The sequence below is a fragment of the Serratia sp. NA_112.1 genome (assembly GCF_052691715.1).
The window spans coordinates 223,129-248,348 of the sequence record NZ_JBQZFO010000002.1 but is presented as its reverse complement, the minus strand read 5'-3'; the positions used below and the strand labels follow the sequence as shown (position 1 = coordinate 248,348).

The 25,220-nt window shown below is 56.5% G+C and carries 24 protein-coding genes, 1 tRNA gene, 2 pseudogenes and 1 riboswitch; of the genes and pseudogenes, 13 read left to right on the top strand and 14 right to left on the bottom strand.

The window, feature by feature from the left end; translation table 11 throughout:
• Window positions 1–91: 91 nt before the first annotated feature.
• The 4 genes from ACUTQ5_RS05515 (at window position 92) to ACUTQ5_RS05500 (ending at window position 5,324) form a co-directional block, all read left to right on the top strand.
• Window positions 92–1,120, top strand: coding sequence for an ABC transporter substrate-binding protein (locus tag ACUTQ5_RS05515; protein WP_445650417.1), 1,029 nt, complete (start codon window positions 92–94; stop codon window positions 1,118–1,120).
• Between the two features lie 107 nt (window positions 1,121–1,227).
• Window positions 1,228–3,453, top strand: coding sequence for an ABC transporter permease (locus ACUTQ5_RS05510; protein WP_445650416.1), 2,226 nt, complete (start codon window positions 1,228–1,230; stop codon window positions 3,451–3,453).
• Window positions 3,450–4,511 carry an ABC transporter ATP-binding protein gene (locus ACUTQ5_RS05505; RefSeq protein ID WP_261094407.1) on the top strand — a complete coding sequence of 354 codons (1,062 nt, stop codon included), beginning with the start codon at window positions 3,450–3,452 and terminating at the stop codon, window positions 4,509–4,511. The genes ACUTQ5_RS05510 and ACUTQ5_RS05505 overlap by 4 nt, the downstream gene beginning before the upstream one ends.
• A 24-nt stretch (window positions 4,512–4,535) precedes the next feature.
• Window positions 4,536–5,324: an inositol monophosphatase family protein gene (locus ACUTQ5_RS05500; protein WP_445650415.1), complete on the top strand. Its 789-nt coding sequence runs from the start codon at window positions 4,536–4,538 to the stop codon at window positions 5,322–5,324.
• 201 nt (window positions 5,325–5,525) lie between these two features.
• Here the strand turns inward: ACUTQ5_RS05500 and gap are convergent, their stop codons facing one another.
• The 3 genes from gap to ACUTQ5_RS05485 all read right to left on the bottom strand — a co-directional run bounded on the left by gap (window position 5,526) and on the right by ACUTQ5_RS05485 (window position 8,689).
• Window positions 5,526–6,536, bottom strand: coding sequence for a type I glyceraldehyde-3-phosphate dehydrogenase (gap, locus tag ACUTQ5_RS05495; protein WP_012145839.1), 1,011 nt, complete (start codon window positions 6,534–6,536; stop codon window positions 5,526–5,528).
• 78 nt (window positions 6,537–6,614) lie between these two features.
• Window positions 6,615–7,589: a GlxA family transcriptional regulator gene (locus tag ACUTQ5_RS05490; RefSeq protein ID WP_445650414.1), complete on the bottom strand. Its 975-nt coding sequence runs from the start codon at window positions 7,587–7,589 to the stop codon at window positions 6,615–6,617.
• A 77-nt stretch (window positions 7,590–7,666) separates the two neighbouring features.
• On the bottom strand, window positions 7,667–8,689 hold the full coding sequence (locus tag ACUTQ5_RS05485; RefSeq protein WP_445650413.1) for an LLM class flavin-dependent oxidoreductase: 1,023 nt from the start codon (window positions 8,687–8,689) through the stop codon (window positions 7,667–7,669).
• Between the two features lie 170 nt (window positions 8,690–8,859).
• Window positions 8,860–8,962: riboswitch (TPP riboswitch) on the top strand.
• A 62-nt stretch (window positions 8,963–9,024) separates the two neighbouring features.
• Between ACUTQ5_RS05485 and ACUTQ5_RS05480 the strand changes: the two genes are divergently transcribed.
• The 6 genes from ACUTQ5_RS05480 (at window position 9,025) to ACUTQ5_RS05455 (ending at window position 16,360) form a co-directional block, all read left to right on the top strand.
• Window positions 9,025–9,705, top strand: coding sequence for a TenA family protein (locus ACUTQ5_RS05480; protein WP_445650412.1), 681 nt, complete (start codon window positions 9,025–9,027; stop codon window positions 9,703–9,705).
• Entirely contained in the window at window positions 9,702–10,457 is a 756-nt protein-coding gene (locus tag ACUTQ5_RS05475) for an ABC transporter ATP-binding protein (protein ID WP_445650411.1), read from the top strand. Before ACUTQ5_RS05480 ends, ACUTQ5_RS05475 begins: the two co-directional genes overlap by 4 nt.
• Window positions 10,454–11,224 carry an ABC transporter permease gene (locus tag ACUTQ5_RS05470; RefSeq protein ID WP_445650410.1) on the top strand — a complete coding sequence of 257 codons (771 nt, stop codon included), beginning with the start codon at window positions 10,454–10,456 and terminating at the stop codon, window positions 11,222–11,224. The genes ACUTQ5_RS05475 and ACUTQ5_RS05470 overlap by 4 nt, the downstream gene beginning before the upstream one ends.
• A gap of 13 nt (window positions 11,225–11,237) precedes the next feature.
• Window positions 11,238–12,173, top strand: coding sequence for an ABC transporter substrate-binding protein (locus ACUTQ5_RS05465; RefSeq protein WP_445650409.1), 936 nt, complete (start codon window positions 11,238–11,240; stop codon window positions 12,171–12,173).
• A gap of 271 nt (window positions 12,174–12,444) precedes the next feature.
• Window positions 12,445–14,748, top strand: coding sequence for a phosphatidylglycerol--membrane-oligosaccharide glycerophosphotransferase (gene opgB / locus ACUTQ5_RS05460; RefSeq protein WP_445650408.1), 2,304 nt, complete (start codon window positions 12,445–12,447; stop codon window positions 14,746–14,748).
• A gap of 151 nt (window positions 14,749–14,899) precedes the next feature.
• Entirely contained in the window at window positions 14,900–16,360 is a 1,461-nt protein-coding gene (locus ACUTQ5_RS05455) for an AMP nucleosidase (RefSeq protein WP_445650407.1), read from the top strand.
• A 57-nt stretch (window positions 16,361–16,417) separates the two neighbouring features.
• On the opposite strand, the pseudogene ACUTQ5_RS05450 reads toward ACUTQ5_RS05455, so the two are convergent.
• The 3 genes and pseudogenes from ACUTQ5_RS05450 to ACUTQ5_RS05440 all read right to left on the bottom strand — a co-directional run.
• A pseudogene (locus ACUTQ5_RS05450) lies at window positions 16,418–16,555 on the bottom strand (tyrosine-type recombinase/integrase); the annotation flags it as partial.
• A 109-nt stretch (window positions 16,556–16,664) separates the two neighbouring features.
• Complete coding sequence (nac, locus tag ACUTQ5_RS05445) at window positions 16,665–17,588, bottom strand: nitrogen assimilation transcriptional regulator NAC (protein WP_445650406.1); 924 nt, start codon at window positions 17,586–17,588, stop codon at window positions 16,665–16,667.
• A gap of 140 nt (window positions 17,589–17,728) precedes the next feature.
• Complete coding sequence (locus tag ACUTQ5_RS05440; RefSeq protein ID WP_445650405.1) at window positions 17,729–17,917, bottom strand: hypothetical protein; 189 nt, start codon at window positions 17,915–17,917, stop codon at window positions 17,729–17,731.
• 5 nt (window positions 17,918–17,922) lie between these two features.
• Between ACUTQ5_RS05440 and ACUTQ5_RS05435 the strand changes: the two genes are divergently transcribed.
• Window positions 17,923–17,998, top strand: a tRNA-Asn gene (locus ACUTQ5_RS05435).
• A gap of 66 nt (window positions 17,999–18,064) precedes the next feature.
• On the opposite strand, the gene ACUTQ5_RS05430 is transcribed toward ACUTQ5_RS05435, so the two are convergent.
• From ACUTQ5_RS05430 to ACUTQ5_RS05415, 4 genes and pseudogenes are all read right to left on the bottom strand, one after another.
• The gene (locus ACUTQ5_RS05430) at window positions 18,065–18,397 is read right to left on the bottom strand and encodes a type II toxin-antitoxin system PemK/MazF family toxin (protein ID WP_445650404.1); all 333 of its coding nucleotides are present in this window, start codon (window positions 18,395–18,397) and stop codon (window positions 18,065–18,067) included.
• On the bottom strand, window positions 18,398–18,655 hold the full coding sequence (locus ACUTQ5_RS05425; RefSeq protein ID WP_445650403.1) for an AbrB/MazE/SpoVT family DNA-binding domain-containing protein: 258 nt from the start codon (window positions 18,653–18,655) through the stop codon (window positions 18,398–18,400). It abuts the gene before it with no gap.
• A 109-nt stretch (window positions 18,656–18,764) separates the two neighbouring features.
• Window positions 18,765–18,968: a hypothetical protein gene (locus ACUTQ5_RS05420; RefSeq protein ID WP_445650402.1), complete on the bottom strand. Its 204-nt coding sequence runs from the start codon at window positions 18,966–18,968 to the stop codon at window positions 18,765–18,767.
• A 265-nt stretch (window positions 18,969–19,233) separates the two neighbouring features.
• Window positions 19,234–19,461: pseudogene (locus ACUTQ5_RS05415) on the bottom strand (efflux RND transporter periplasmic adaptor subunit); the annotation flags it as partial.
• 321 nt (window positions 19,462–19,782) lie between these two features.
• Between ACUTQ5_RS05415 and ACUTQ5_RS05410 the strand changes: the two are divergent.
• Entirely contained in the window at window positions 19,783–22,221 is a 2,439-nt protein-coding gene (locus ACUTQ5_RS05410) for a penicillin acylase family protein (protein ID WP_445650401.1), read from the top strand.
• 272 nt (window positions 22,222–22,493) lie between these two features.
• On the opposite strand, the gene ACUTQ5_RS05405 is transcribed toward ACUTQ5_RS05410, so the two are convergent.
• The 4 genes from ACUTQ5_RS05405 to ACUTQ5_RS05390 all read right to left on the bottom strand — a co-directional run bounded on the left by ACUTQ5_RS05405 (window position 22,494) and on the right by ACUTQ5_RS05390 (window position 24,406).
• Window positions 22,494–22,604 (bottom strand): hypothetical protein, encoded by a 111-nt coding sequence (locus ACUTQ5_RS05405; RefSeq protein ID WP_445650737.1) that lies wholly within the window; start codon window positions 22,602–22,604, stop codon window positions 22,494–22,496.
• Window positions 22,571–22,696 carry a hypothetical protein gene (locus tag ACUTQ5_RS05400; RefSeq protein WP_445650400.1) on the bottom strand — a complete coding sequence of 42 codons (126 nt, stop codon included), beginning with the start codon at window positions 22,694–22,696 and terminating at the stop codon, window positions 22,571–22,573. The genes ACUTQ5_RS05405 and ACUTQ5_RS05400 overlap by 34 nt, the downstream gene beginning before the upstream one ends.
• A 153-nt stretch (window positions 22,697–22,849) precedes the next feature.
• Entirely contained in the window at window positions 22,850–23,437 is a 588-nt protein-coding gene (locus ACUTQ5_RS05395) for a nitroreductase family protein (RefSeq protein WP_445650399.1), read from the bottom strand.
• Window positions 23,438–23,524: 87 nt separating this feature from the next.
• Entirely contained in the window at window positions 23,525–24,406 is an 882-nt protein-coding gene (locus ACUTQ5_RS05390) for a LysR substrate-binding domain-containing protein (RefSeq protein WP_445650398.1), read from the bottom strand.
• Window positions 24,407–24,527: 121 nt separating this feature from the next.
• Between ACUTQ5_RS05390 and ACUTQ5_RS05385 the strand changes: the two genes are divergently transcribed.
• Window positions 24,528–25,163 (top strand): flavodoxin family protein, encoded by a 636-nt coding sequence (locus ACUTQ5_RS05385; protein WP_445650397.1) that lies wholly within the window; start codon window positions 24,528–24,530, stop codon window positions 25,161–25,163.
• Window positions 25,164–25,220: the final 57 nt, after the last annotated feature.

Genomic DNA, 25,220 nt, shown 5'->3' with positions numbered 1-25,220 from the left:
AGCACAATTTTTATCCTCTAGTTATTTGCACACACGTGCAAAAAGAATAGGCGACAACGTATCGCCACCCTACACAACCAAGGAGAACACCATGCATCGCGTTACTCTGATAGCGGTCCTCGCCGCTGGCTCTGCACTTTCTGCTTCACCTGCTTTCGCCACTGGGAAATTGAACATGATCTGCTCCGCCGATGTGGTGGTCTGCGAACAGATGACCAACCTGTTCGAAAAACAGCATCCGGATATCAAAGTCAGTATGGTGCGCCTCTCCGCCGGAGAAGCCTACGCACGTATTCGTACCGAAGCACGCAACCCACGCACCGATATTTGGTGGGCAGGCACTGGCGATCCGCATATGCAGGCCGCGGACGAAGGGTTAACCCAGCCTTATAAATCCCCGTTGCTTGATCAACAGCACGACTGGGCGCGTAAACAGGCGGAAAGCGCCGGTTACCGCACCGTGGGTGTTTATGCCGGGGCGCTCGGTTGGGGTTATAACACCAAGCTGTTGGCGGAGAAAAAACTCAAGATGCCCGCCTGCTGGAGTGACCTACTGGACCCGGTCTACAAAAGCGAGATTCAGATGGCTAACCCAAACTCCTCCGGCACTGCTTACAACACCCTCGCCACGCTGGTGCAGATCATGGGCGAAGAGCCGGCCTTCGACTACCTGAAAAAGCTCAACGCCAATATCTCGCAGTACACCAAATCCGGCTCGGCGCCGGTGAAGGCAGCGGCACGCGGCGAAACCACCGTCGGTATCGTGTTTATGCATGATGCCGTCGCGATGCAGGTCGATGGCTTCCCGATCAAAGCCGTTGCCCCGTGCGAAGGCACCGGTTTTGAAATTGGCTCGATGTCGATCGTCAAAGGCGCACGCAACCTCAATGAGGCCAAGGTGTGGTACGACTGGGCGCTCAGCGCTGATGCGCAATCGCACATGAAAGACGCCAAATCCTTCCAGTTGCCGTCGAATCGCAACGCGGCGATTTCCGAATATGCGCCACGCTTTGAGAACATCAAACTGATCGATTACGACTTTAAAACCTACGGCGCGACAGAAAAACGCAAGGCACTGCTCAGCCGCTGGGATAAAGAGATCGGCGCCAGCGCCCAATAATTCACGTCCCTTTCCTCCCTAATGTGACGCGCTCTGCGACAAACCGGGCGAGGTAACTCTCGCCCATGCAAAGTGCGGTGACGGAAATATGAACTCTCGAGGTTACGATGAATGCTCAAAACCGCCGCCTGGACGGGGCCCTCGTGCTGGGCGCACTGGCCGTATTGCTACTGCCCTGGTACAGCCAGGAAGCCGGGTTCTTCGGCTTTGGCTGGCTGAGTACGCTGTGGTGGGATCAGGCCAGTGCGCCCGCGCTGTGGCAAATACTGACCTTTCAACGCCCCTGGCTGCTGATTGCCCTGCTGATGCTGCTGGTTTGCGCGCCGACACGCCTGCTGGCGGTGGGCCGCCTGCGCTCGCAACTGTTGATGTGCGCCAGCGTCGTCGGCATCCTGTTTTTACTGTTTGAAGGCCACGCCATCGGCTACAGCGGCTGGAACTGGCAGTGGAGCGAACAGCTGTTTGGCACGCTCAGCGACGGCCAACCTGCCTTTGGCGCCGGTGCCATTTTGCTGATCACCACCTTTTTACTGCTGTTCTCTTTCGCGTTGGCCGAGCGCGGCGTATTGAAGGGGGATGCCTTTGTGGTGGCAGCCATTGTGCTGCTGGTCGCATTGGTGACCACCTTCGTGCTTTATCCGGTACTGAGCATGTTTGTCTCCTCGGTACAGGACGCGGACGGTTCGTTTAAACCCGATGGCCTGATCGCCAATATGCAGGATCCGGCCATCTGGAGCCTGGGTTGCCTGAAAGGCGGCAGTTGCGGTACCGCCTGGCGCACCCTGACCCTGGCGTTGATGACCGCCAGCGGTTCCACGCTGCTCGGCCTGGCTTTTGCCTTGGCCGCCACCCGCACGCCACTGCCATTTAAAAAAGGGCTGCGCCTGCTGACCGTGCTGCCGATCATCACGCCGCCGTTTGTGATCGGCCTGGCGCTGATGCTACTGTTTGGCCGCGCCGGCGTGGTTACCGAACTGCTCGCCAGCCTGTTTGGCATCGAGCCAGGCCGCTGGCTGTATGGCCTGACCGGCATCTGGATAGCGCAGGTGCTCTCCTTCACCCCGATAGCCTTCCTGGTGCTGATTGGCGTGGTCGAAGGAGTCAGCCCCTCGCTGGAAGAAGCCTCACAGACGCTACGCGCCAACCGTTGGCGCACCTTCCGCTATGTTTCACTGCCGCTGATGGCCCCCGGCCTGGCCAATGCCTTCCTGATCAGCTTTATCGAAAGCATGGCGGACTTCGGCAATCCGATGGTGCTGGGGGGCAGCCACGGCGTGCTGTCGACCGAGATCTTCTTCTCGGTGGTGGGCGCGCAAAACGATCCAAGCCGTGCCGCCGTACTGGCGATCATCCTGCTGTGCTTCACCCTTAGCGCCTTTATTTTGCAGCGTCTGTGGCTGGCGGGGAAAAACTTCGCCACCGTCACCGGCAAAGGGGATTCCGGCACCCACTGCGGGCTGCCACGCGGCTTGCGCTATGGCGTGTACGCGTTAGTAATCCCCTGGGGTCTGTTCACGCTAGTGGTCTACGGCATGATCCTGATCGGCGGTTTTGTCCAGTCCTGGGGGCTGGATAACAGCCTGACGTTGAGTCATTACGCCCGCGCCTTCGGTTTCCAGTGGAACAGCGGCCAGATAGTCTGGACCGGCGTCGCCTGGAACTCGTTCTGGACCACGCTGGAGATCGCCCTGATCGCCGCGCCGCTGACCGCCATTGTTGGCCTGCTCACCGCCTGGCTGATCGTGCGGCAGAAGTTTGCCGGGCGCCAGACCTTCGAGTTTATGTTGATGCTCAGCTTTGCCATTCCCGGCACGGTGATCGGCGTCAGTTACATCATGGCGTATAACCTGCCGCCGCTAGAGATCACCGGCACCGCACTGATCCTGGTGGCCTGTTTCGTGTTCCGTAATATGCCGGTCGGCGTTCGCGGGGGCATCGCCGCCATGAGCCAACTGGATCGCAGCCTGGATGAAGCCTCGCTGACGCTACGCGCCAGCAGTTTCCGCACCCTGCGTAAAGTGATCCTACCGCTGCTGAAACCTGCTATCAGCGCCGCACTGGTTTATGCCTTTGTGCGGGCCATTACCTCGATCAGCGCGGTGATTTTCCTGGTCAGCGCCCAGTACAACATGGCCACCTCCTACATCGTCGGGCTGGTCGAAAACGGGGAATACGGCGTGGCTATCGCTTACTCCTCGGTGCTTATCGTGGTGATGCTTGCGGTGATCCTCAGCTTCCAGTTGCTGGTGGGCGAACGTCGTCTGCGCCGCGCAATAACTGCTACCCCGCCGGTGACGCCACCCGCGGCCTTACCTCAGGAGAATGCCTTATGACTGCCATTCGCTCCGGTTCGGTGGTGTTTGAGAACGTCACCAAACAGTTTGCCGACTTCACCGCCCTGCCCGGCCTTTCGCTCACCGTCGAACCCGGCACGCTGGTGACGCTGCTCGGCCCTTCGGGCTGTGGCAAAACCACCACCCTGCGCCTGCTGGCCGGCCTGGAACACCCCACTTCAGGGCGTATTCTGATCGGCGGTAAAGACGTCACGCATCTGCCGGCCAATGAGCGCGACGTCGCCATGGTGTTCCAATCCTACGCGCTGTTCCCGCACATGAGTGCGCTGGACAACGTAATGTACGGCCTGCTCGCCAGCGGCCTGCCGCGTAAAGAAGCGCAGGATCGGGCGCGTGAGGGCTTAAAACTGGTCGGCCTGGAAAACATGGGCCAACGCCTGCCCGCCGAACTCTCTGGCGGCCAGCAGCAGCGCATTGCCGTGTCGCGTGCGCTGGTTTTGGAACCCCAGGTGCTGCTGCTCGACGAGCCACTGTCCAATCTTGACGAACGGCTGCGCCGCAGGGTACGTACCGAGATCCGCGACTTGCAGCAGCGCCTTGGCTTTACCGCCGTGTATGTCACGCACGATCAGGAAGAGGCTTTGGCGGTCTCCGATAAGATTATCGTCATGAAAGAAGGGCATATTGCCCAACAGGGGGCGCCACAGGAGCTCTATCACTCGCCAGCGTCGGTATTTATCGCCGACTTTATGGGCGAAGCCAACATTCTACCTTGTGACATTGAGCGGGTGGATGACGGCGAAGCGCTGATCACCCTCGGCAGCCGTCAATATCGGGTGCCGGGCGCTAAAGCCCGCCCCGGTGCCGCACAGCTTTCGGTACGGCCACAGTTTATTACCCTGCAGCCAGAGCAAACCGGGGCATTAAACGGCGAAGTGACCCACAGCGCCTGGCTGGGCGACCATATCGAGTATGAAGTGAAAACCGACCTCGGCGCGCTGTTTATTGTCGATGTGCAGATGGAACGCCAACTGACGCCGACCACCCGCGTGGCCATTGATTTCAAATCTCAGGGACTGGCGCTGATTGCCCAGTGAGCCTCAAAATATTAAGGATCTAAAATGAATGAGCTGATTTCCCAACGCCTGACGCTAGCCGAACAGGCTGCGCGAGCGGCCGGCGACAAAGCGCTGGACTACTTCAATCGCCGCGAAAGCCTGGTGATTGAAACCAAACGCGATGCGCAGGACGTGGTATCGATAGCCGATCGCGAAGTTGAATTACTGATCCGCGAGAAAATCGCCCAGCAGTTCCCGAACGACGGTTTTTTGGGGGAGGAGTTTGGCCTGCAGCCGGGTGACTCTGGCTACACCTGGGTGGTAGATCCGATCGACGGCACCAGCCCTTTCGTTAACGGTATGCCGAACTGGTGTGTGTCGATTGCGGTTATTCATCAGGGTGAGCCGGTGATCGGGGTGATCGTCGCCCCTTGTCAGCAAGAGTGCTTTGTTGCGGCACGCGGTGCAGGTGCCACGCTTAATGGCAAACCGCTGCGGGTGGATCCACAGCGCACCATGCAAAACCACGTCACCGGTTTTGGTGCCAACAGCTATGTCACGCCCGAGCGCGTTGGCGAAATAGCCGCCGCGATCACCGCGGTGGGCGGCAATTTCTTCCGTAACGGTTCCGGTGCCATGATGCTGGCCTGGGTTGCCGCAGGAAGACTGGTGGGTTATTACGAGCCTTATATGCACGCCTGGGATTGTCTGGCGGGTTACTGCCTGGTCAATGAAGCCGGTGGCTGGACCCATACATTTAATACCGACGGGGAACATCTGCTGCGCGGCGGGCCGGTGCTGGCGGTCGCGCCAGGGGCCAAACAAGATTTAATGCAGATCGCGCAACTGTAATTTGGCTGGGTTCAGCATAGGGGCGCAGCATGCAGCGCCCCTGAAACTGCTGACAAAGTCCATTGCGGTTAAAAGCTCTGATCTGAGGGCTAATAAAAACAAAGGATTATATCTTCTGATTTACCCCAAACATCCGAAAACCACGTTTTTCGGGTGTTTGTCATCAATCTGAGGGGCGCAGCATGCAGCGCCCCTACTCTTCTACAAACCGCGTTTTTCCATCAAAACCGCCAGATCGACCAGACGGTTAGAGAACCCCCACTCGTTGTCGTACCAGGCGAGGATCTTGACCAAATTACCGCCAATCACCAGCGTGGAAAGTCCATCAATTACCGACGAACGCGGGTCGCCTCTATAATCACTGGACACCAAAGGCTCATCGCTGTAGCCAAGAATATCCTTGAGAGGGCCGGATTCGGCAGCCTGGCGGAAAGCCGCGTTGATCTCTTCGGCCGTCACTTCACGTTTCAGCGTGACCGTTAAGTCCACGATAGACACTACCGGTACCGGCACCCGCAGCGAGTAACCGGTCAGGCGACCGTCCAGCTCTGGGATCACCTTGCCGAGCGCTTTGGCGGCGCCGCTGGAATAAGGCACAATCGACTCCGCTGCGGCACGGGCACCGCGCAGGTCTTTTTCCGGTTGGTCATGCAGCGCCTGGCTATTGGTGTAGGCATGGGTGGTATTCATCAAACCGTATTCAATACCGAATGCCTGATGCAATACCTGGGCGGCAGGGGCCAGGCCGTTAGTGGTACAGCTGCCGTTGCTGACCACAAAATGTTTGGCCGGATCGTATTGCTGATGGTTAACACCCAGCACCAGCGTAATATCATCGTCCTTGCCCGGTGCCGAGATAATGACTCGCTTTGCACCGCCTTGGGTGATGTGCACTTCGGCCTTGGCTTTGTCGGTGAAGAAGCCCGTCGCCTCAATCACCACCTCAACCCCCACGCTGCTCCATGGGATAGCAGCCGGATCTCTTTCGGAGAAAACATGAATCGGCCGACCATCGAGCAGCAACTGGTTCTCACCGGCTTCGACGCTGGCTGCCAGAGTGCCTGAAAGCGAATCGTATTTCAGCAGGTGCGCCAGGGTTTTGCTGTCGGTCAAATCATTGATTGCCACCACCTGAAAATCACTGCGCCCTAACGCCGCACGCAACACGTTCCTGCCGATCCTGCCGAATCCATTAATGCCCACTTTGACCATGATCTACTCCTTCATTATTGGCTCTGTCACCAATTTAAACCGGGAGAGAAATGACGAAAAGGACGTTAATAGATCAATTTAGGCCAATGTGCGGGAATGAAAACGCTCGCGGTACTCGGTAGGTGAGAGCTGCAAATGCCGCTCAAAAACGCGCCGCAGATTGAGGCCATTACCAAACCCACAGTTGATGGCGATTTGCTCAATACCTTCCGCACTCTGCTCCAGGCGTTGCCGGGCCAGATATAAACGCCCTTCTTCGACAAATTTGGCAGGAGAGAGCCCGGTCTCACGCGTGAACACCCGGGTAAAATTTCGCGGACTCATGGCGACCCGTTCCGCCAATTTCTCTACGGAAAGATCTTCCGCCAGGTTTTCCAGGATCCACGACTGGAGATCGCGGATTGGGCCAGGGGTTTTAGCCTGATTTAAAGGGTAACGGCTGAACTGCGCCTGGCCGCCGGGCCGACGAAGGAACATCACCAGATCTTGCGCCACTTCGCGCGCCTGAACAAAACCATAGTCGTCTTCCACCAGCGCCAGAGTGAGATCGAAGCCGGAACTGACCCCGCCGGAAGTCCAGACAGAGCCATCCTGCACGTACAACGGCCCATTTTCGACCTGCACTTTTGGGAAACGCGTCTGCAAGGTTTCCAGCAAGCGCCAATGGGTGGTCGCCCGGCGTCCATCCAGTAAACCGGCTTCGGCCAGCAGCAACGCCCCACCGCACACCGACGCAATACGTCGCGCCTGGGGTGCGGCACGCCGCAGCCAGTCGACAACGTAGGCACTTTCTTCTTCGGTCGCGCCTTTTCCGGTCACTATGATGGTGTCGCGTTCCTGCTCAGGGTCGAGATCCGAGAGACGATGGTCGGCCAGCAGATTCAAACCGGACGAACCATGGACTACCCGGTGAGATTGCGTGGTGGCCAGCGACATCCGGTAGAGCGGAGCATCGTTGGGCCTCAAGCGATTGGCTTGCATCAGAATGTCGGCGATGCCTGCCGACTCAAATAACATGCCCCCTTCGGGGACGATAATCAGAAAGTTATGCATGTCCTTAAAATACAAAATGAGCAAAATAAGTCAATCCCGCCTCCATAGAGGCTGGCAGGCTTTGGGTTAGCAACCTATCAGCGCCAGTCCAGCGCCGGTGCAATATGCTTGAGGATCGACTCAATCACATGGGCGTTATAGTCCACACCCAACTGGTTTGGCACGGTCAATAGCAAGGTGTCCGCTTCGGCAATGGCTTCGTCCTGCGCCAGCTGTTTGATCAACAGTTCCGGCTCGGCGGCATAACTGCGGCCGAATATCGCCCGGGTCTGATCGCCGATGTAGCCCACCTGATCGCCCTCCTGCCCGCTGTTGCCAAAATAGTTGCGATCCCGCTGATCCATCAGCGCAAAGATGCTGCGGCTGACCGACACCCGCGGCTCTCGTTTATGCCCTGCCAGCTTCCAGGCCTCGCGGTAAGCGCGGATCTGTTTGGCCTGCTGCACATGGAACGGCTCGCCGGTTTCGTCGTTTTTCAGCGTCGAACTTTGCAGGTTCATCCCCAGTTTCGCGGCCCAAACTGCCGTGGCGTCTGAGCTGGCCCCCCACCAGATGCGATCCCGCAGGCCGGCGGAGAAAGGTTCAACGCGCAGTAGGCCGGGAGGATTAGGGAACATCGGTTGCGGGCTGGGTTCGGCAAAGCCTTCGCCACGCAGCGCGTCCAGCAGCACTTCGGTATGTCGACGGGCCATATCGGCTTCGGTCTCGCCGTCGGCAGGCGTGTAGCCAAAGTATCGCCAGCCATCAATCACCTGCTCGGGAGAACCGCGACTGATGCCAAGCTGCAAACGTCCACCTGAAATCAGGTCGGCGGCTCCGGCATCTTCAACCATATACAGCGGGTTTTCATAGCGCATGTCGATCACACCGGTACCAATCTCAATACGCTGGGTTTTGGCACCGATGGCAGCCAACAGCGGGAATGGCGAGCCAAGCTGGCGGGCAAAGTGATGCACGCGGAAATAGGCTCCATCCGCCCCCAGTTCTTCTGCCGCGACGGCAAGATCGATCGATTGCAGCAACGCATCGCTGGCCGAGCGGGTGCCCGACTGTGACGAAGGCGTCCAGTGGCCAAAAGAGAGAAATCCAATTTTCTTCATGGGTAGTGTCCTTAGGTTCAATTATGACCGGATTACAGTGACAAATATGCCCCCTGTCAGGCCAGAAAAATTGTCTTCGACCGCACTAAACGAACCGTTTTTGGCAGAGAAATCCCTCCGGACTTCCCCCCGCCCAAGCATTGTAATCAAAAAGTAAATATCGTATAACAGGCTCCTCCGAGGGGTGTCCTGTAATGGGCTGAGATGGCGCAAGCCGAACCCTTTGAACCTGATCTGGGTCATGCCAGCGAAGGGACGGGTCGGCAATCACGCTATCAGTCATTGCCTGTTCATACCTCAGCGCGCCCGGATCTCCACTTACTTTTGGAGGTCCCATGTTTACTCCCCAATTCAACGACGGTCTTTACGGACAACTGCGCCTGCACGCCGGTAGCCACTGGCAGGACTATGTCGCTCACCCCTTTATTCAGCAACTGGCCGCCGGTACGCTGCCCGAACCTGCTTTCCGCCGCTATCTGACCCAGGACTATCTGTTCCTGATCCACTTTGCCCGCGCCTACGCCCTGCTGGTCAGCAAACTGCGCACCCTGCCGGAGATGCGCACGGCCACCGCTTCGCTCAATGCAATCGTGGCCGAGCTGCCTTTGCATCTGGCCTATTGCGCCGACTGGGGCCTCAGCGAGCCGCAGATTGCCGCCGAGCCAGAAGCCGCGGAAACCCTCAATTACACCCGCTATGTGCTCGATATCGGCCATTCCGGGGATGCGCTCGACCTGCTGGCGGCGCTGTTGCCCTGCGTCGCTGGCTATGCCGAGATTGGCCTGCGACTGCTGAACGATCCTGCCACGATGATGGCAGGCAACCCCTACGCTTCGTGGATCCGCAACTATGGCGATCCGGGCTACCTGGCCGGGGTGCAGGCCGCACTCGATCTGCTGGAAAACGTCGGCCGCCAGCGCGGTGCAGAAAGCCGCCTGGGTGAACTGTCAGCGATTTTCACCACCGCCACACGGCTGGAATCCGCCTTCTGGCAAATGGGGCTGAATGCCCAATGAGTATAGTCAACGCACAGCACCATGGCGTGCGGCCGGGTATTCAGGTGCGGGATTTAACCCTGCGCTTTGGCCAACAGGTGATTTTCGACCGACTTAGTTTCGATATCGCAGGCGGCAACTTTGTTGCCCTGCTCGGTGCCAGCGGTGCGGGCAAAACCAGCCTGTTGAAGATTATTGCCGGGCTGGTAAAACCCACCTCCGGCTCGGTTGCCGGCAGCGATGGCCTGCCGATTGCCGGGCGCATCGCTTATATGGGGCAAAAGGATTTTCTCTACCCGTGGCTGACCATTGACCAAAACATCAGTCTCGGCGCGCGGCTGCGCGGTGAAAAGGTCGACCGGTCCTGGGCCGAGCACCTGCGGGAACGCGTGGGGCTGAGTGGTTATGGCAATGCCTTGCCTGCTGCGCTGTCCGGTGGCATGCGCCAGCGTGCCGCCATCGCCCGAACCCTGTATGAACGCCAGCCGATTGTGCTGATGGATGAGCCTTTCTCGGCGCTGGATACCATCACCCGCGCCATGATCCAGCAACTGGCCGCCGAACTGCTGGCGCAGCACACCGTATTGCTGATTACCCACGACCCAATGGAAGCCTGCCGTCTCAGCCATCATCTGCTGGTACTGTCCCGCTATCCCGCCGGTATTGACGATAGCCATGTTATCGAAGGGTTTCCGCCGCGCGCACCGGACGATCCTCAACTGCTGAAAAGCCAGAGCGAGCTGTTGTTGCAGCTGGTGAGGGCCGCCGGATGAAACCCCAGATTGAAAGCCGTCTATCGCGGATGCGTCGCAGCCTGACGGTGTTTGCCGGTCTGCTATTGCTGTGGGGACTGGTCACGCTGGGCGATATTCCGGCCTTTCTGCTGCCTTCCCCCTCTTCAGTAGCGCAGGCGCTGTGGAACGACCGGGCTTATCTCGGTTACCACACGCTGATCACCGCCGCTGAAATTGCCTGCGGCCTGCTGGCCGGGGTATTGCTCGGCACCGTACTGGCGCTGTGCATGATTTATTCCCCGCGGCTGCAACGCTGGCTAATGCCGCTGGTGCTGACCAGCCAGGCAATCCCGGTGTTTGCACTGGCCCCGCTGTTGGTGCTGTGGTTCGGTTTTGGCATCAGCGCCAAGGTGGTGATGGCCGTGTTGGTGATCTTCTTCCCGGTCACCTCAGCCTTCTTCGACGGACTGCGTCGGGTCAATAACGATTATCTCGATTTGGCCCGCACCCTGCGCGCTTCTCCCTGGGCGCAACTGCGGCACGTGCGGCTGATGGCGGCGCTGCCGGCCTTGGGTTCCGGGCTGCGCATGGCCGCCGCCGTCGCCCCGATCGGCGCGATCATCGGTGAATGGGTCGGCTCGGCGGAAGGGCTGGGGTACGTAATGCTGAACGCCAACGCGCGCATGCAGACCGACGTCTGTTTTGCCGCGCTGTTTATTCTGGTGCTGATGACCGTCCTGCTTTGGCTAACGGTGGACGCGCTGCTGCTGCGCCTGATTGACTGGGCGCCGGAAAATGACTGTTAACAAGGGATCGACAATGATTAAAAACACCCTGTGCGGACTGATGCTCTGCACTACGCTGGCCGGGCAAGCCACCGCCGCAGAAAAACTGACGCTGGTGCTTGACTGGTATATCAACCCCGATCACGCGCCGATTATGGTGGCCGAGCAGATCGGCGCCTTCAAGGCAGAAGGCCTGGACGTCAAGATTGTACCGCCTTCCGATCCGGCGCTACCACCACGGTTGGTGGCGGCAAAACAGGCCGATCTGGCCATCACCTATCAGCCGCAGTTGCATTTCTTTGCCGATCAGGGCCTGCCGCTGATGCGCGTGGGTACCCTGATTGATTCACCGCTCAATACTGTGATCACGCTGGATAAAAGCATCACCAGCCCGGCGGGGCTGAAGGGCAAGAAAATCGGTTACTCGGTCAGTGGTATCGAGCAGGCCACGCTGGCAACCATGTTCAAGCATGAACACCTCAACCCTGATGACGGTAAGTTGCTCAACGTTAATTTCCAGCTGACCAGCGCCCTGCTGGCAGGTCAGGTTGATGCAGTGATTGGCGGATACCGTAATATCGAGGCGCTGGAGCTAAAGTTGCAAGGCAAGGATCCGGTGGTGTTTAACGTGGAAGACTACGGCGTTCCGGTGTACGACGAACTGATTATCGTCGCCAATCGCGACGCGGTAGGTGAGCCGAAAATCAAAAAATTCCTCACGGCGCTGAAAAAAGGCAATGATTACCTACAGGCTCACCCACAGGAAAGCTGGCTGGCATTCGCCAAGGCACACCCGGAACTGAATACCGCGTTGAACAAACAGGCCTGGCAAGCCAGCCTGCCGCTGTTCGCCCGCGATCCGGCCAGGCTGGATAAAACGCGCTATCAGGCCTATGAACAGTTCCTGTTCGACAATAAGCTGATTAAGAAAATCACCCCGGTAGAGCAGTATGCGGTGGAGCTGAATTAAGGGAGCGCATTATTGGTCTGCTTCCCCTCCCCCTGACCCTCTCCCCAAGGAGAGGGCATATTTCGCGTACTGCTGCTCACAGACGTGATTGGTGTCACAGTAATGTCACAAAAAAACACCAATCGCACTCCGCCGCTGCTGGGCAGTACAAACACGCATTGACCCTGATGCTTTCAATGCGCTATACCCTTCCTCTTTCGCGCTGTGCGCGGATCAACGACGTTTGTCAGAGCAGCTAAGTTTTTCTTTTTAATCAGACAGGGTACGGTGGATGGTTTCAGCATTAATTTCGTTTGCACTTTTTTTAGCCTCAATTCTCATCTACCGGACCCGGGCCGCCGCCAACCGCTGGTGGCTTGCCGCCCTGCTGACGCTGCTGGGCAGCTATCTGATCCTTAACGTGGTGCTGATCGCCAGTAACTACTTTACCGGCGATGGTATTACCGATGCGGTACTCTACACCCTGACCAGCAGCCTGAAAGGCGCCGGCGTCGGTAAATACCTGCTGCCGTTTATCGGCCTGTTGGCGGTGCTGGCGCTAATCTTCGCCGTGCTGACCTGGAGCCTGGTGCGGCGCAAGGCAAAAAGCAGCAGCAGGGTTTATAGTGTGATCGCCGTGCTGCTGGCGCTGTTTTCCGTTGGCACCACCCCGGCCTTTCAGGATATCTCCTTGCTGGTCAGAAGTCAGATTAGCGGTGATACCGCCGATTTTGATACCTATTACAAAGCGCCAAAAAAGAGCGTTCAGGGTAAAGCGCCGAACCTGGTGTATATCTATGCCGAAAGCCTGGAAAGAACCTACCTGGATGCGGATCTCTTCCCCGGCCTGACCGACGAGCTGAACCAACACCGCGCAAACAGTATCGATTTCAGCAACACCCAACAGTTGCCCGGCACCGGCTATACCATCGCCGGTATGGTGTCCTCACAGTGCGGTATCCCGCTGTTTGCGCCGTTTGACGGCAATGCCTCCAGCGCCGTATCCACCTTTTATCCGGAAAACGTCTGCCTGGGCGACGTGCTGAAATCCGCCGGCTACGACAACTACTTTTATCAGGGGGCCGAACTGGCCTTCGCTGGCAAAGATACCTTCCTGAAATCGCATGGCTTTGACCATGCTTACGGCTTTAAAGAATTGCGTGGGCAGGTCAGCGACCCGAGCTACAAAAATGACTGGGGCTGGTACGACGATACCGTGCTGGATCTGGTGTTCGACAAGTTTGTCGAGTTGTCCAAACAGAATAAAAAGTTTTCGCTGTTTGCGCTGACCGTCGACACCCATCACCCGGACGGTTTTATCTCCGCCAGTTGCAGCAAAAAGTCGTTCAGTTGGCAGAACAAAGAAAACCGCTCGCTAAGCGCGGTGGCCTGCAGCCAGCAACACATCGCGGCGCTGATCGACAAAATCAAAGCGTCCGAGTACTTCAAAAACACCGTTATCGTGGTGTCTTCGGACCATCTGGCGATGAATAACACCGCCTATGACATTCTGACCAAACAAAAACGCCGCAACCTGTTCTTTATTATCGACGGCACTCACCCGCAGACCGCGCTGCATAACGAGAAACGCAGCACGCTGGACAACGGTGCCACGGTGCTGGACGTGATGGGCGGCGATAACTACATTGGCCTTGGCCGCAGCAGCCTGTCCAGCCCAACGCTGGCCACCGTGTTCCTGAATATCGATGAGAAAATCAACGGCTGGAAACCGGCGGTGGTGAAGCAATGGGGCTTCCCGAACAGCATCAGCAACTTTAATCTGGATAATCAGGGTAGCCGTTTTAGCTTCTCGGGTATCACCTTTAAGGTGCCGTTTATCCTGAAGGTGACGGACAACAAAATTGAGCCGATGTTTAACGTTTATCTGTCCACACCGCTGAAAAAACAGCTCGCCGGTTTGGGGGCAGGAGAAAAATTCGTCTGGGTCGACAAGTGCTATGAAATTGGCCGGGTGTGGGCGCCTGAACTGGCGCTGAGCACCGAAACCTGCGTGGCCTCAGGCAATCTGGCCGCCCCACCGCAGATTGTGCAGGCCAAAGGGGGCAACTACCGTGGCAAGGTCAACTTTAGCGGCCCAGAGGCGGACAGCGTGGCCGCTTATCAAAATGCCGTCGAGCGGCTGAAAGTGGATGATGCCGCTGTTAAATATCACGCGGATGCCATCGCCTTTATGCTACCGGGCATGCCGGAGCAGGTTAAGGCGATCACCGGTGTTGCCGCCATCGAGGATTGGGGCCGCTGGTCGGACGCCAATCTGGCCCCGACGGTAAGCATCGACTACGTCGACCCACTGCCTTCGGCCTTTGATCTGGTGCTACGCGCACGCGCCTACGGCAAAAACATCGGCGAACCGATTTCGGTACGCGTCGGTGATCAGGAGCAGTTTGTGACGCTCAGCGAACAGGACACCACCGTGACGTTGCGTTTTGATAACCCTGGCGGCGCGCAGAACATCAGCATCACCCCTCCGGCACCGACCGAGCCGCAGGAAGGGGCCAGCGGCGGCTTTACGCCGAAAAAACTGGGTATTGGCCTGGTCTCGCTGAAGGTCGAACAGGCTTCGCCTTCCTCCTGATAACCACATCGCCGCAGCAGGCATCCTGTTGCGGCGTTTTCTTTTTCTTCAACAAAGCTTTTGCGCTCATCTTCGGCTAACCTGTTGCTGTGAATTGATTTCGGCATCCGCCTGCCTCCCGCCGCGTAATCGGGAGAACCAAGGAGAAAGTATGAGCAGTCAGCAATCCGGCACCGGCCTTACCCCCACGCAGGCGATCGATAAACTGGAAGCGCTGTATGACGCCTCGGTTGAAGCGCTGCGTCAGGCCGTGGGCGACTTTATCAGTCATGGCGGCCAGCCCGACATGCAAGCTCGCACCAGCGGGCTGTTTGTTTATCCGGAACTACGCGTCAGCTGGGACGGCACCTCGCCCGGGCAGACCAAAACTCGCGCCTACGGCCGTTTCACTCATACCGGCTGTTACACCACCACCATTACCCGCCCGCAGCTGTTTCGCCACTATCTGACCGAACAATTGACTCTGCTGGCGAATGAGTACAATGCGCATATCGAAGTGCGGCCGTCACAACAGGAAATTCCTTTCCCCTACGTGATCGATGGCTCCAACCTGATGCTGGATCGTTCGATGAGTGCCAGTCTGGCACAACATTTCCCTACCACCGAATTGGCGCAAATTGGTGACGAAACCGCTGACGGTCTGTTCAACGCCACCAGCACCTTCCCGCTTTCGCATTTTGACGCACTGCGGGCCGATTTTTCACTGGCGCGGCTGCGGCATTACACCGGCACCCCGGTAGAACATTTTCAACCCTTCGTGCTGTTCACCAACTACACCCGCTACGTGGATGAGTTTGTGCGCTGGGCCTGTGCCGAGATAGCCGATCCGGCCAGCCCCTATATTGCACTGTCCAGTGCCGGTGGCATCTATATCACGCCGGAAACCACCGCGCCGGATCAGGCAGTGTCTGACTTGGCCTGGAAGAACCACCAGATGCCGGCCTACCATCTGATTTCTCGCACCGGCCAGGGCATCACCTTGATCAATATCGGCGTCGGCCCGTCCAACGCCAAGACCATCTGCGACCATCTGGCGGTGTTGCGCCCCAGTGCCTGGCTGATGATCGGCCACTGCGGCGGCCTGCGCGAAAGTCAGTCGATTGGCGACTACGTGCTGGCCCACGCCTACCTGCGTGACGATCATGTGCTGGATTCGGTGCTGCCGCCGGACATCCCAATCCCCAGCATTGCCGAAGTGCAGCGCGCGCTGTACGACGCCACCAAAATGGTCAGTGGCATGCCAGGTGAAGAGGTCAAACAACGCCTGCGTACCGGGACCGTGGTCACCACCGACGATCGCAACTGGGAACTGCGCTATTCCGCCTCGGCGCTGCGCTTTAACCTCAGCCGCGCAGTGGCGGTAGATATGGAAAGCGCTACCATCGCCGCTCAGGGTTACCGGTTCCGGGTGCCTTACGGCACATTGCTGTGCGTGTCCGACAAACCGCTGCACGGCGAAATTAAACTGCCTGGGCAGGCCAACCGCTTCTATGAAGGCGCGATCTCGGAACACCTGCAGATAGGCATTTGCGCTATCGACCTGCTGCGCGCAGAAGGCGATCGCCTGCATTCCCGCAAACTGCGCACCTTTAACGAGCCGCCGTTCCGCTAGCGGCAAGCCCCGCCGCACCCTCGGTCATTTCTTGGCCGCTCGCGGTGGGAGCAAGCCTTATCGTTGCGAATTGCTGGCGGTGTAGATCACCGTATGGTTGATATTACGGTGGCCCAAATAATCCTGTATCAGGCGCGTATCCGCCCCCAAATCAGCCAGTGCAAACCCGCAGGCGTGGCGTAGAATATGCAGGTGGGTGGTCAACTCCTCTGCTGTCAAATGACGAGACGGATTTACCCACCGCCACCCAGCCGGACAGCCGTTACCAACTCAACTCAACTCAGCTAATCGAATCCGACCTGATTTATTGCACCAACGCCAGCACGCGTTTTTCCTGACTGCGGCTGGCGGCAATTGACAGCAGGATCTCTTTCACCACCAGCGCCGGGGCCGACAGAGATTGCTGGCCGGAAATGCACAGCGAAAGCGGCACGTTCAATGAAGGTACATTGATACGCGCCATCCATGCCTTGGCCGGACCAATCATCGCGCGCGCCACCGACTCGGGCAAAATGGTGGCCCCCAACCCACTGGCGATGGCCGCACTCAAGGTGCCAGGTGATTCAATTTCGCCAATCACGTTGGCCGTTAATTTGCGTATCGCCATGGCTTCGTCCACCTGACTGCGCACCACGTCCCCTTCACGCGGCAGAAATAAATTCAGCCGCGCAACGTCCAGCAGCTCAACGCTGTTGCCGGGATTTGGCACCGCACGCGTCGCCACCAGATAGAGATCTTCGTGCATTAACGCCGTGGCCTGCAAACCTGCGGGCATTTTAGCGCCGTAGATCACCGCCATATCCAGATTCTGGTTGGCGACCTGGCCGGCCAGCGCCGAGCCGATATTCTCATTCAGACTGAGCAAAATGCCCGGATGCTGCTCGCGCACTGCCTGCAACAGCGGCAACGCCAATTGTGATGCCAGGCTGCCCGGCGCCAGCCCGACGGAGACCTGTCCGCTCATCGCCTGCCCGGCACTATTGACCGCACTCTGCGCCTGTTCGCACTGGCGCAAAATGGTCTGGGCATGAGCATAAAGAATATTACCGGCCTCGGTAGGCTGTACGCCGCGTTTGGTGCGGATCAGCAACTGCTGTTTCAGTTCCCCTTCCAGCGTCGCCAATTGTTGGCTGAGTGCCGGTTGGGCGATATGCAGCACTTCTGCCGCTTGGGTCAGGCTGCCGATGTCGACGATTTTCACGAAATACTTAAGACGTCTGAAATTCATACTGCCTCCGTCATGCCACTTGGCTGGGTTGAGGCAAACCACAGCAATATCCGGGCCAGACAGGCGCGATAAGAGAAAGCGGAAACTAATCGACGGAAAAATAAGAAAAAATGATATTGGTTTTGGTAATGACGCTCCCCTCAGCGGCGGAGCCCCCCAAAGCCTGCACCAACATAAAGCATGATGGCAAAGCCTGAACCACTGCGCAGCAGTGCAGCAATAAAAGCCATAAAAAGCAGCAGGTTGAATAATCTTGCAGCAAACGAAACATCAAGGCGTTTTCTGACTTTACAAGCCTGGACCACCTCGTTATTATTCGCCCCGTTCAAACGATTCCTCTGTAGTTCAGTCGGTAGAACGGCGGACTGTTAATCCGTATGTCACTGGTTCGAGTCCAGTCAGAGGAGCCAAATTTAGAAAAGCCTGCTTTCGAGCGGGCTTTTTGCTTTTATGGATTTATCAATCACATCCAGACATCAGCTCAGAATGGCTTCCAGGCGGGCCAGCACTTCATTTACGACAGCGTCGGGTATACGTTCCAGTCGCCTACCGCTCCGGGCTCCCATATCAATGGTTCTGGGCTGGTCGCAGCGAATAACACCCGTTGTTTTTGTTCCCGAGTCGTCCAGTGAGACGGCAAAACCCGCTGTGCGGGCGAGGCTTCCACCGCTGGTGACGGGAACAACAACGGGTAGCCGGGTCAACTTGTTAAACGATGCCTTCGATACGATAAGTACCGGACGTTTTCCACTTTGCTCATGACCGGCGATCGGATCCAGTGAAACGAGCCAGATTTCCCCTCTGTCCATTTACAGGATCTCCTTGCCCATCGCGGGGGCATCAATCCATTCCCGATCCTCTTCGCTCATGTCGTCGTGCGGTTCGCACTGCGCCAACAGTTCCTCAAGCGAATAATGGGGCCGTTTCTGGGGTTCAATAATCAGGCAGCCATTATCAATGGTCATACCCACTTCGCTGTCCGTCGACAGCGCCAGTGTTTTCAACACCGCGGGAGGGACCGCCAGCATGACGGATCCGCCGACCTTTTTCAGGCGAGTTGTATACATAGAGCACCTCCGAATATTATATTTTAATATAACATCAACAGCAGACGATGCACAATTATTCATCAGATTCATTGTGGTTTCCTTAGCGTAATAATACGTGAAGAAAGCCTTAATCCATTCGTGCAAGCAGGAGCTTAGTTCGTTGCAAGAAGGCTGATAATAGAAAACTGTTTTTGCGGTTCAAAGGATTATGACGGATCGGATACACGAAATGCGGCGCAGCTTCCGCAATGGTGGCAAAGACGGTGAAATCCGTGGCGACATTAAAAGAAACAGCAAGTAATGGATGTATATGAGTAGGAATCGTAGCCATAATGGCAGCCTCCTGTAACGGGTTTAAAACCCACCACCAGAGCTTCCAATCTCATGGTGATGGACTGAAGGGGTTGGAACTACCGGCGTTACAGGCAATCGGCGCACCTTAGGGGGCACGGCTCCTTAATTTCTCAGTCGATACTGGAAAAACCACAGACCATTTCCCAATGACAACGATCTGTGGTGAGACTAAGTGACAAAAACGCGGTTCATTCGTTCTCGCCAGAAACAGACCTAGCCGAAGGCAAGCTTTTCACTCTGCGGCTGATTATCAGGCCGTATCCTGTCGCATTTTGTGCCACATTCGCCTGTGCCTGTGCAGCACTGAGTTCCGCTTTGGCCGTATCGGCTGCGGCCTTTATCTGACCGTAGGCCGATGCCGACACGGCACCCGTAGTGACCAGACTGCGCTAACGCGCCTCGTCATCAGCAGCTTGTCTTGTACGGGCCCTTGCAGCCGCGACGGCCTGTTGCTGAGCCTGTGCCTGCAGCCACCTCAGTAACTATGTTTAATTCATGATTTACTCTTCAAGATAAAAAACAAAACAAAGTATCCCTTCTACTCTAAATCACCCCCGCCCATCACAACCCCCCGACATACATCAGCAAATTAATAATTATATTAATGACCCACTCCATAAATAGAGCATTCATTGAACAGTGACTTTGGACACACAAAACAACATTAAAGTTAAAATTATGTATCACTTTGTTAGTTTTATGTAGCAAGCTAACTGAACTCTCACGGCAGGCTCGCCCCCCTGAGCTAACAAACCACCGCCGCGATCACCACGAGTTAACGAGGAAACTGCATGAAATTGTTATTTCAACCGCGTTCTGCTTTGTTACTGGCCCTCGGGTTGGGCTGCAATCTGGTTATGGCCCAAACTTTTGCCGCCGATGTGACGATCAAACGAGACACCTACGGCACCCCTCACATTTACGCCAAAGACGTTTACGGACTGTTTTATGGCTATGGTTATGCCATCGCTCAGGACCGTCTATACCAGTTGGAAATGTCCCGGCGCAGTACCGAGGGGCGTGTCGCCGAAGTGTTGGGTAAAGACTATCTGCCGTTTGATATAGGCATTCGCCAGCAGTATTTCCCTGCCAGAATCAAAGCTCAACTGGCCGCGTTACCCCAGAGCGATCGCGATATTCTCGATGGTTATGCCCAGGGCATTAATGCATGGCTGAAGAAAATCGATGCCAATCCGCAGCAATTAATGCCAAAACAGTTTATTGACCATGATTTTAAACCGGCCCCCTGGACCGACTTCGATGTGGCCATGGTATTCATCGGCTCCATGGTCAACCGATTCGGAGACTACAACACCGAGTTGGAAAACCAGCAATTGCTCGCCGGGCTGATAAAAAAGGATGGCGAGACGCAAGGCAAAGCAATATTTAACCTGTTGCTTTCTCAAGACAACCCCGGCTCACCTACCACCGTCCCCAAGGGTGAATGGCAACCTTCGGTACGCAATGGCGCCTACGTTTCTGCCCCGTCGGCTGTATCCACCCTGAACCATGCCGCTCTCCCGACAGAGGCAACGACCAACGAACAAACGCCTCGCTGGAAACCACCGAAGGAAAAAGCCTTCAGTAACATCATCGTCCTGGGCTCCCGTAAATCTAAAGGTGCCAAGAGCATTCTGCTAAATGGGCCTCAGTTTGGTTTCTATCAGCCTGCTTATACCTATTCTGTTGGGCTACATGGCGCGGGTTATGACGCGGTGGGAAACAGTCCATTTGGCTATCCGATGGTGGAGTTCGGCTACAACCGCGATATCAGTTGGGGAAGTACCTGGGGGGCCGGCGATAATGTCGATATATACCAATTGAAATTGAACCCTAAAAACCCTGAAGAGTATTTCTATCAGGGAAAATATCGCCCACTGGAAAAACGCGTTGAGACCATCGCGGTGAAGGACGGCGAAACCCGGCATTTGACGGTGTACCGAAGCGTGCAAGGTGCCGTCATCGACTACAATCCCAAACAGGGTCTGGCCTATGCCAAACGTCGTGGCTGGGAAGGCGAGGAAGTCGCCACTTTACTGGCCTGGAATAAGGTCGGCAAAGCGAAAAACCATCAACAATGGCTCGATCAGGTCCAGCATTCCGCCATCAACGTCAACTGGTACTACGCCGATAATAAAGGCAACATCGGTTATGCCCTGGGCGGGCGTTATCCAATACGCCTTAAAGGGCACGATAACCGGCTGCCTATGCCGGGCGATGGCAGCTCCGAATGGCAAGGTTTCATGCCATTTGCCACCAATCCTCAGGTCTACAATCCCAAAACGGGTTATATCGCCAACTGGAACAACCGCCCGGCGGAAGGCTTCCCCAACCCGGATGAATGGTGGTACTCCTGGAATACCGCCGACCGTATCCAGTCGTTATTCACCCGCATTGATAGTCAGCCGCGTTTTACCCCCACACAGTTATGGGATTTGCTGATGGATGCGGCATTCGAAGATCCTAACGCGCGCTTTTTTGTGCCCCGCCTGGTCAAGGTCGCCGGCAAAAGTGATAACCCGCAACTGCGCGAAGCTGCCGCCATCCTCGGCAAGTGGGACTATGAGGAACGGGATCTGAATAACGACGGTTATTACGATACCCCGGCGACACCGATCTTCCGCGCCTGGCTGCAACATATGCTGACTCTGTCGCTGGGCGGAATATTACCTGCGGAACAGGCTTCGTGGTTCCTTGATCCCGGCTACATGACACCGGGAGAGAGCACCTCGGGCAGCCAAAATATTTCGGTGGGTACCAAAATTCTTTATCAGGGCATGACCGCCGGCAGCAAGACCTCGGGCTTTGATATCTTCAAAGGCAGGGATGTCGATAGCCTGATGATGGAAGCACTGCAGCTCGCCATTAACGATCTGAAAAAATCGCAAGGCGATAAGATGACTGCGTGGCATACCAAGGTGTCAAACACCACTTATCAAACCAAAAACTTCCTGAACGTTCCGCAGGCTGGCTCAGACGAACACATACAGAATCCTCTTGCCATGAACCGTGGCACCGAAAATAACATGGTGGCATTTACCCATCAGGGAGTCACCGGTGTAGAGGTGACACCTCCTGGCCAGTCCGGTTTTATCGCTCCAGACGGGAAACGCTCGAAGCACTTTGACGATCAATTGTCATTGTTCGGTGATTTGAAAAACAAACGTACATGGCTCAGCGACAGGGATGTCCAGGCCAATTCGGTCTCACAGGAAACCATCAGTTATTAAAGCCCGATAGTGTTTGAAGCCCGGTTCATGGTTGAACTGGGCTGTCGTCAGCCTTCCGACTGAGTATGCTGGAAGGTGCCCGTTACATTAGTCTGCGAGGCATCCCGCCTTTTCATATTTTTCTCCGGTTTTTCCCCCACATTGCTTGGCTGCCCTACCGGTGCAGGAGAAAAACCTGGGGATTTTGCCGGAGCTACGCAATGTCGCCGCCTTATCCTGAAGCTTGCATTTGCCCCAGAGCGGAATAAGGTCTGAGCCCGTCAGGCCTGGTTTTACTGCTCGCGGTTATATCCGGCGCAGAAAAATTTTTCAGCCAGACGATTAGCGCCACCAGAAAAGAACTCGCTCATCACTTCCCCATTGAGACTGCACGCCCGACACAGTAACCCAGCTTCGAATGCGGCCCGGTTCTCATCTTCCAGGCGTTCAGCGCGACCAAACCGGCCATCAGCCCCTTGCCGAAGTGATTATTCATAACATCCCCTCTTTTAATAATCGATATATAAAACATTATATAACGATCGTTATGCTCATGGACATACTCACAAAGTTTTACCCCTCATACCTGACGTATAAAAAAGCCCACAGAGGGAAACTCTGTGGGCTGGAAACCATCAAGCCAGGATAATTACAGGGTAAAGTTCAGCCCTTCCACCACCGTTTTTTCCAGCGGCAAGCGCCCTGAAGGGATCTCTTTTTGCTGCAGAAACTCCGGCAGCAGGGATTTATCACCCGCTTTGCCGATCGCCACCATGCCATGCACCTGGTAGTTGTCCGGCAGTTTCAACGCAGCCTTGATTTTATCGTGGTGAACGCCGCCCATGCAGTGGGTCAGCCAACCTTTCAGATGCGCCTGCAGCGCCAGGTTGGCCCAGGCAGCCCCGGCATCAAAGGCATGGCTCGGGTTACTGACTTCCTTCTCACCGTTCAAACTGGTGGTTTTGGAGATAACCACCACCAGCGCTGAAGCATGCTGCGCCCAACCGCGATTGAACTCAACCAGGAAATCCAGATAGCTGTCCCAACTGGCCGAACCCTGCTTGCTGTAGGCAAAACGCCACGGCTGAATGTTATAGGCCGAAGGTGACCAGCGCGCTGCTTCAAAGAAGCTCAGCAGGGTCTCATCGTCGATTGCATCATTTGCCAGCGCGCGCGGCGACCAACGTTCAATAAACTGTGCATCAATGGGGTAATCAGAAACTCTTGGCTGGCTCATGGACATCTCTCTCATGGGAAGGGAATAACAACGTTATCTGATATTCCCATGCCCCACGCCAGAAGAATTTCTATTTTGTGCTGTGGCTCAGCGCAAGATTTCCAGTTGCAGCCAGGCCAGAAACGCCCGTACCGGCGGATGCCGTTCGCGCCCAGGCACGCACAGCGCGGTATATGCTGCACCCGGTACGCAAATTTCCGGCCTATAGGATGCCAGCAACCCGTTACGCACCAGGTCCGACACCATCACCGAACTGGCCAGCACCAGCCCCTGCCCGGCCACCGCTGCCTGCAAAGCATAATGCTCTTCGTCATAAGCCCGCAACGCGCTATGCCGTTGCCACCAGTCGACACCCGCAGCCTGGCACCACTGGCGCCAGCCGGTTTCATAAAGGGTGGAGTCATGCCAGTGAACGGTGATCAGCGTAGGCGCTTGTTGCTCCGTTGCACACAAATTCGGCGCGCCGTAGACGCCAAAGCTCTCTTCCAGCCGAGCGGCCTGATGCAACTTCGGGTAGTCAGTACTGCTGTAGCGAATAGCAATGTCCACGCTGGCGTCCTGCTGTAGATCAATCACTTCACCGCAGGCCTCCAGGCGTACCAGATAGTGCGGGTAGGCCTGATAAAAGCGCCCCAGGCGCGGGACTAGCCACAACGCGGCGAAAGAATGGGTGACGGAGACACACAGTGAACCGGTACTGGGTACCGGGCGTAGCGCATCCAGCGTGGTTGCCACATCGAGCAAAGCGGTGTGTACCCCAGCGAACAAACGCTCACCCTTATGGGTTAATCGCACACCGCGCGGCACCCGATCGAACAAGGCAAAGCCCAACTGCTGCTCAAGCGCCTTGATCTGATGCGACACCGCCGTCGGGGTGACCGCCAGCTCCAGTGCAGCCTGTTTAAAACTGCGCAGGCGGGCAGCGGATTCAAAGGTACGCAATGCAGTAACCGGAAGCGTGGCAAACATGATCAACCCCCATAAAGATGAATTTAACTCATCCTGAAAGAATAACCGTCATTTGTCACTGACTCTTTGAGCACCGTAAATTGGCAATCGTATATCCATGGTCAATAAAACGGAGAGTGACATGAATTCATCTCAGCACCCCAAGCGCCTTATCGTCCTGGTCGGCAGCCCACGGCGTGACGGCAACAGCGCAGCATTGGCGCAGGCCGTGATGGCAGGAGCCGCCGAGGCGGGTACCGAAGCCAGCATGCATTTTTTGGATGATTACATTAGCGGTTTTCTGGTGGACGGACGCCATGCCGCGCCCCCTGCAGACCGCTATGGCGAACTGTTTCTGGAGCACTTCTTGCCCGCGGATGCGGCGGTATTTTGCACCCCGCTATACTGGTACGGCATGTCGGCGCAAACCAAAGCTTTTTTCGATCGCTCTTTCAGCTATTACTCCAACGCCTACCCTGATGCCGAACAGGTACATCAGCGTATGAGTGGCAAACGCATCGGGCTGACGGTAGCCTCGGAGGAAACCTACCCCGGCGGAGCTATGGGGATCGTGCATCAAATTCAGGAATTCAGCCGTTACTCGCATTGCGAGTTCGTCGGGATGGTTCAGGGGACGGGCAACAATCGGGGTGAAGTCAGCCGTGATCCACGTAATCCGCTACAGGCCGCCCGCGATCTGGGCCGTGAAATTTTCACGCGTCATTATTCTGACTACCGGATGGATACGCCGCGCAGCACACAGGTTTGGCGAGATTGACTCTGCAAATGGGGTGGCTCGCTGCCCCTTTATCAAGGTTGCGCAAGCATATGTAGC

Excerpts from the sequence above, each read along its gene's own strand:
- ACUTQ5_RS05515 (WP_445650417.1), top strand. The coding sequence starts at position 92 with ATGCATCGCGTTACTCTGATAGCGGTCCTCGCCGCTGGCTCTGCACTT.
- ACUTQ5_RS05510 (WP_445650416.1), top strand. The coding sequence starts at position 1,228 with ATGAATGCTCAAAACCGCCGCCTGGACGGGGCCCTCGTGCTGGGCGCA.
- ACUTQ5_RS05505 (WP_261094407.1), top strand. The coding sequence starts at position 3,450 with ATGACTGCCATTCGCTCCGGTTCGGTGGTGTTTGAGAACGTCACCAAA.
- ACUTQ5_RS05500 (WP_445650415.1), top strand. The coding sequence starts at position 4,536 with ATGAATGAGCTGATTTCCCAACGCCTGACGCTAGCCGAACAGGCTGCG.
- gap (WP_012145839.1), bottom strand. The coding sequence starts at position 6,536 with ATGGTCAAAGTGGGCATTAATGGATTCGGCAGGATCGGCAGGAACGTG.
- ACUTQ5_RS05490 (WP_445650414.1), bottom strand. The coding sequence starts at position 7,589 with ATGCATAACTTTCTGATTATCGTCCCCGAAGGGGGCATGTTATTTGAG.
- ACUTQ5_RS05485 (WP_445650413.1), bottom strand. The coding sequence starts at position 8,689 with ATGAAGAAAATTGGATTTCTCTCTTTTGGCCACTGGACGCCTTCGTCA.
- ACUTQ5_RS05480 (WP_445650412.1), top strand. The coding sequence starts at position 9,025 with ATGTTTACTCCCCAATTCAACGACGGTCTTTACGGACAACTGCGCCTG.
- ACUTQ5_RS05475 (WP_445650411.1), top strand. The coding sequence starts at position 9,702 with ATGAGTATAGTCAACGCACAGCACCATGGCGTGCGGCCGGGTATTCAG.
- ACUTQ5_RS05470 (WP_445650410.1), top strand. The coding sequence starts at position 10,454 with ATGAAACCCCAGATTGAAAGCCGTCTATCGCGGATGCGTCGCAGCCTG.
- ACUTQ5_RS05465 (WP_445650409.1), top strand. The coding sequence starts at position 11,238 with ATGATTAAAAACACCCTGTGCGGACTGATGCTCTGCACTACGCTGGCC.
- opgB (WP_445650408.1), top strand. The coding sequence starts at position 12,445 with ATGGTTTCAGCATTAATTTCGTTTGCACTTTTTTTAGCCTCAATTCTC.
- ACUTQ5_RS05455 (WP_445650407.1), top strand. The coding sequence starts at position 14,900 with ATGAGCAGTCAGCAATCCGGCACCGGCCTTACCCCCACGCAGGCGATC.
- nac (WP_445650406.1), bottom strand. The coding sequence starts at position 17,588 with ATGAATTTCAGACGTCTTAAGTATTTCGTGAAAATCGTCGACATCGGC.
- ACUTQ5_RS05430 (WP_445650404.1), bottom strand. The coding sequence starts at position 18,397 with ATGGACAGAGGGGAAATCTGGCTCGTTTCACTGGATCCGATCGCCGGT.
- ACUTQ5_RS05425 (WP_445650403.1), bottom strand. The coding sequence starts at position 18,655 with ATGTATACAACTCGCCTGAAAAAGGTCGGCGGATCCGTCATGCTGGCG.
- ACUTQ5_RS05420 (WP_445650402.1), bottom strand. The coding sequence starts at position 18,968 with ATGGCTACGATTCCTACTCATATACATCCATTACTTGCTGTTTCTTTT.
- ACUTQ5_RS05410 (WP_445650401.1), top strand. The coding sequence starts at position 19,783 with ATGAAATTGTTATTTCAACCGCGTTCTGCTTTGTTACTGGCCCTCGGG.
- ACUTQ5_RS05400 (WP_445650400.1), bottom strand. The coding sequence starts at position 22,696 with ATGAATAATCACTTCGGCAAGGGGCTGATGGCCGGTTTGGTCGCGCTG.
- ACUTQ5_RS05395 (WP_445650399.1), bottom strand. The coding sequence starts at position 23,437 with ATGAGCCAGCCAAGAGTTTCTGATTACCCCATTGATGCACAGTTTATT.
- ACUTQ5_RS05390 (WP_445650398.1), bottom strand. The coding sequence starts at position 24,406 with ATGTTTGCCACGCTTCCGGTTACTGCATTGCGTACCTTTGAATCCGCT.
- ACUTQ5_RS05385 (WP_445650397.1), top strand. The coding sequence starts at position 24,528 with ATGAATTCATCTCAGCACCCCAAGCGCCTTATCGTCCTGGTCGGCAGC.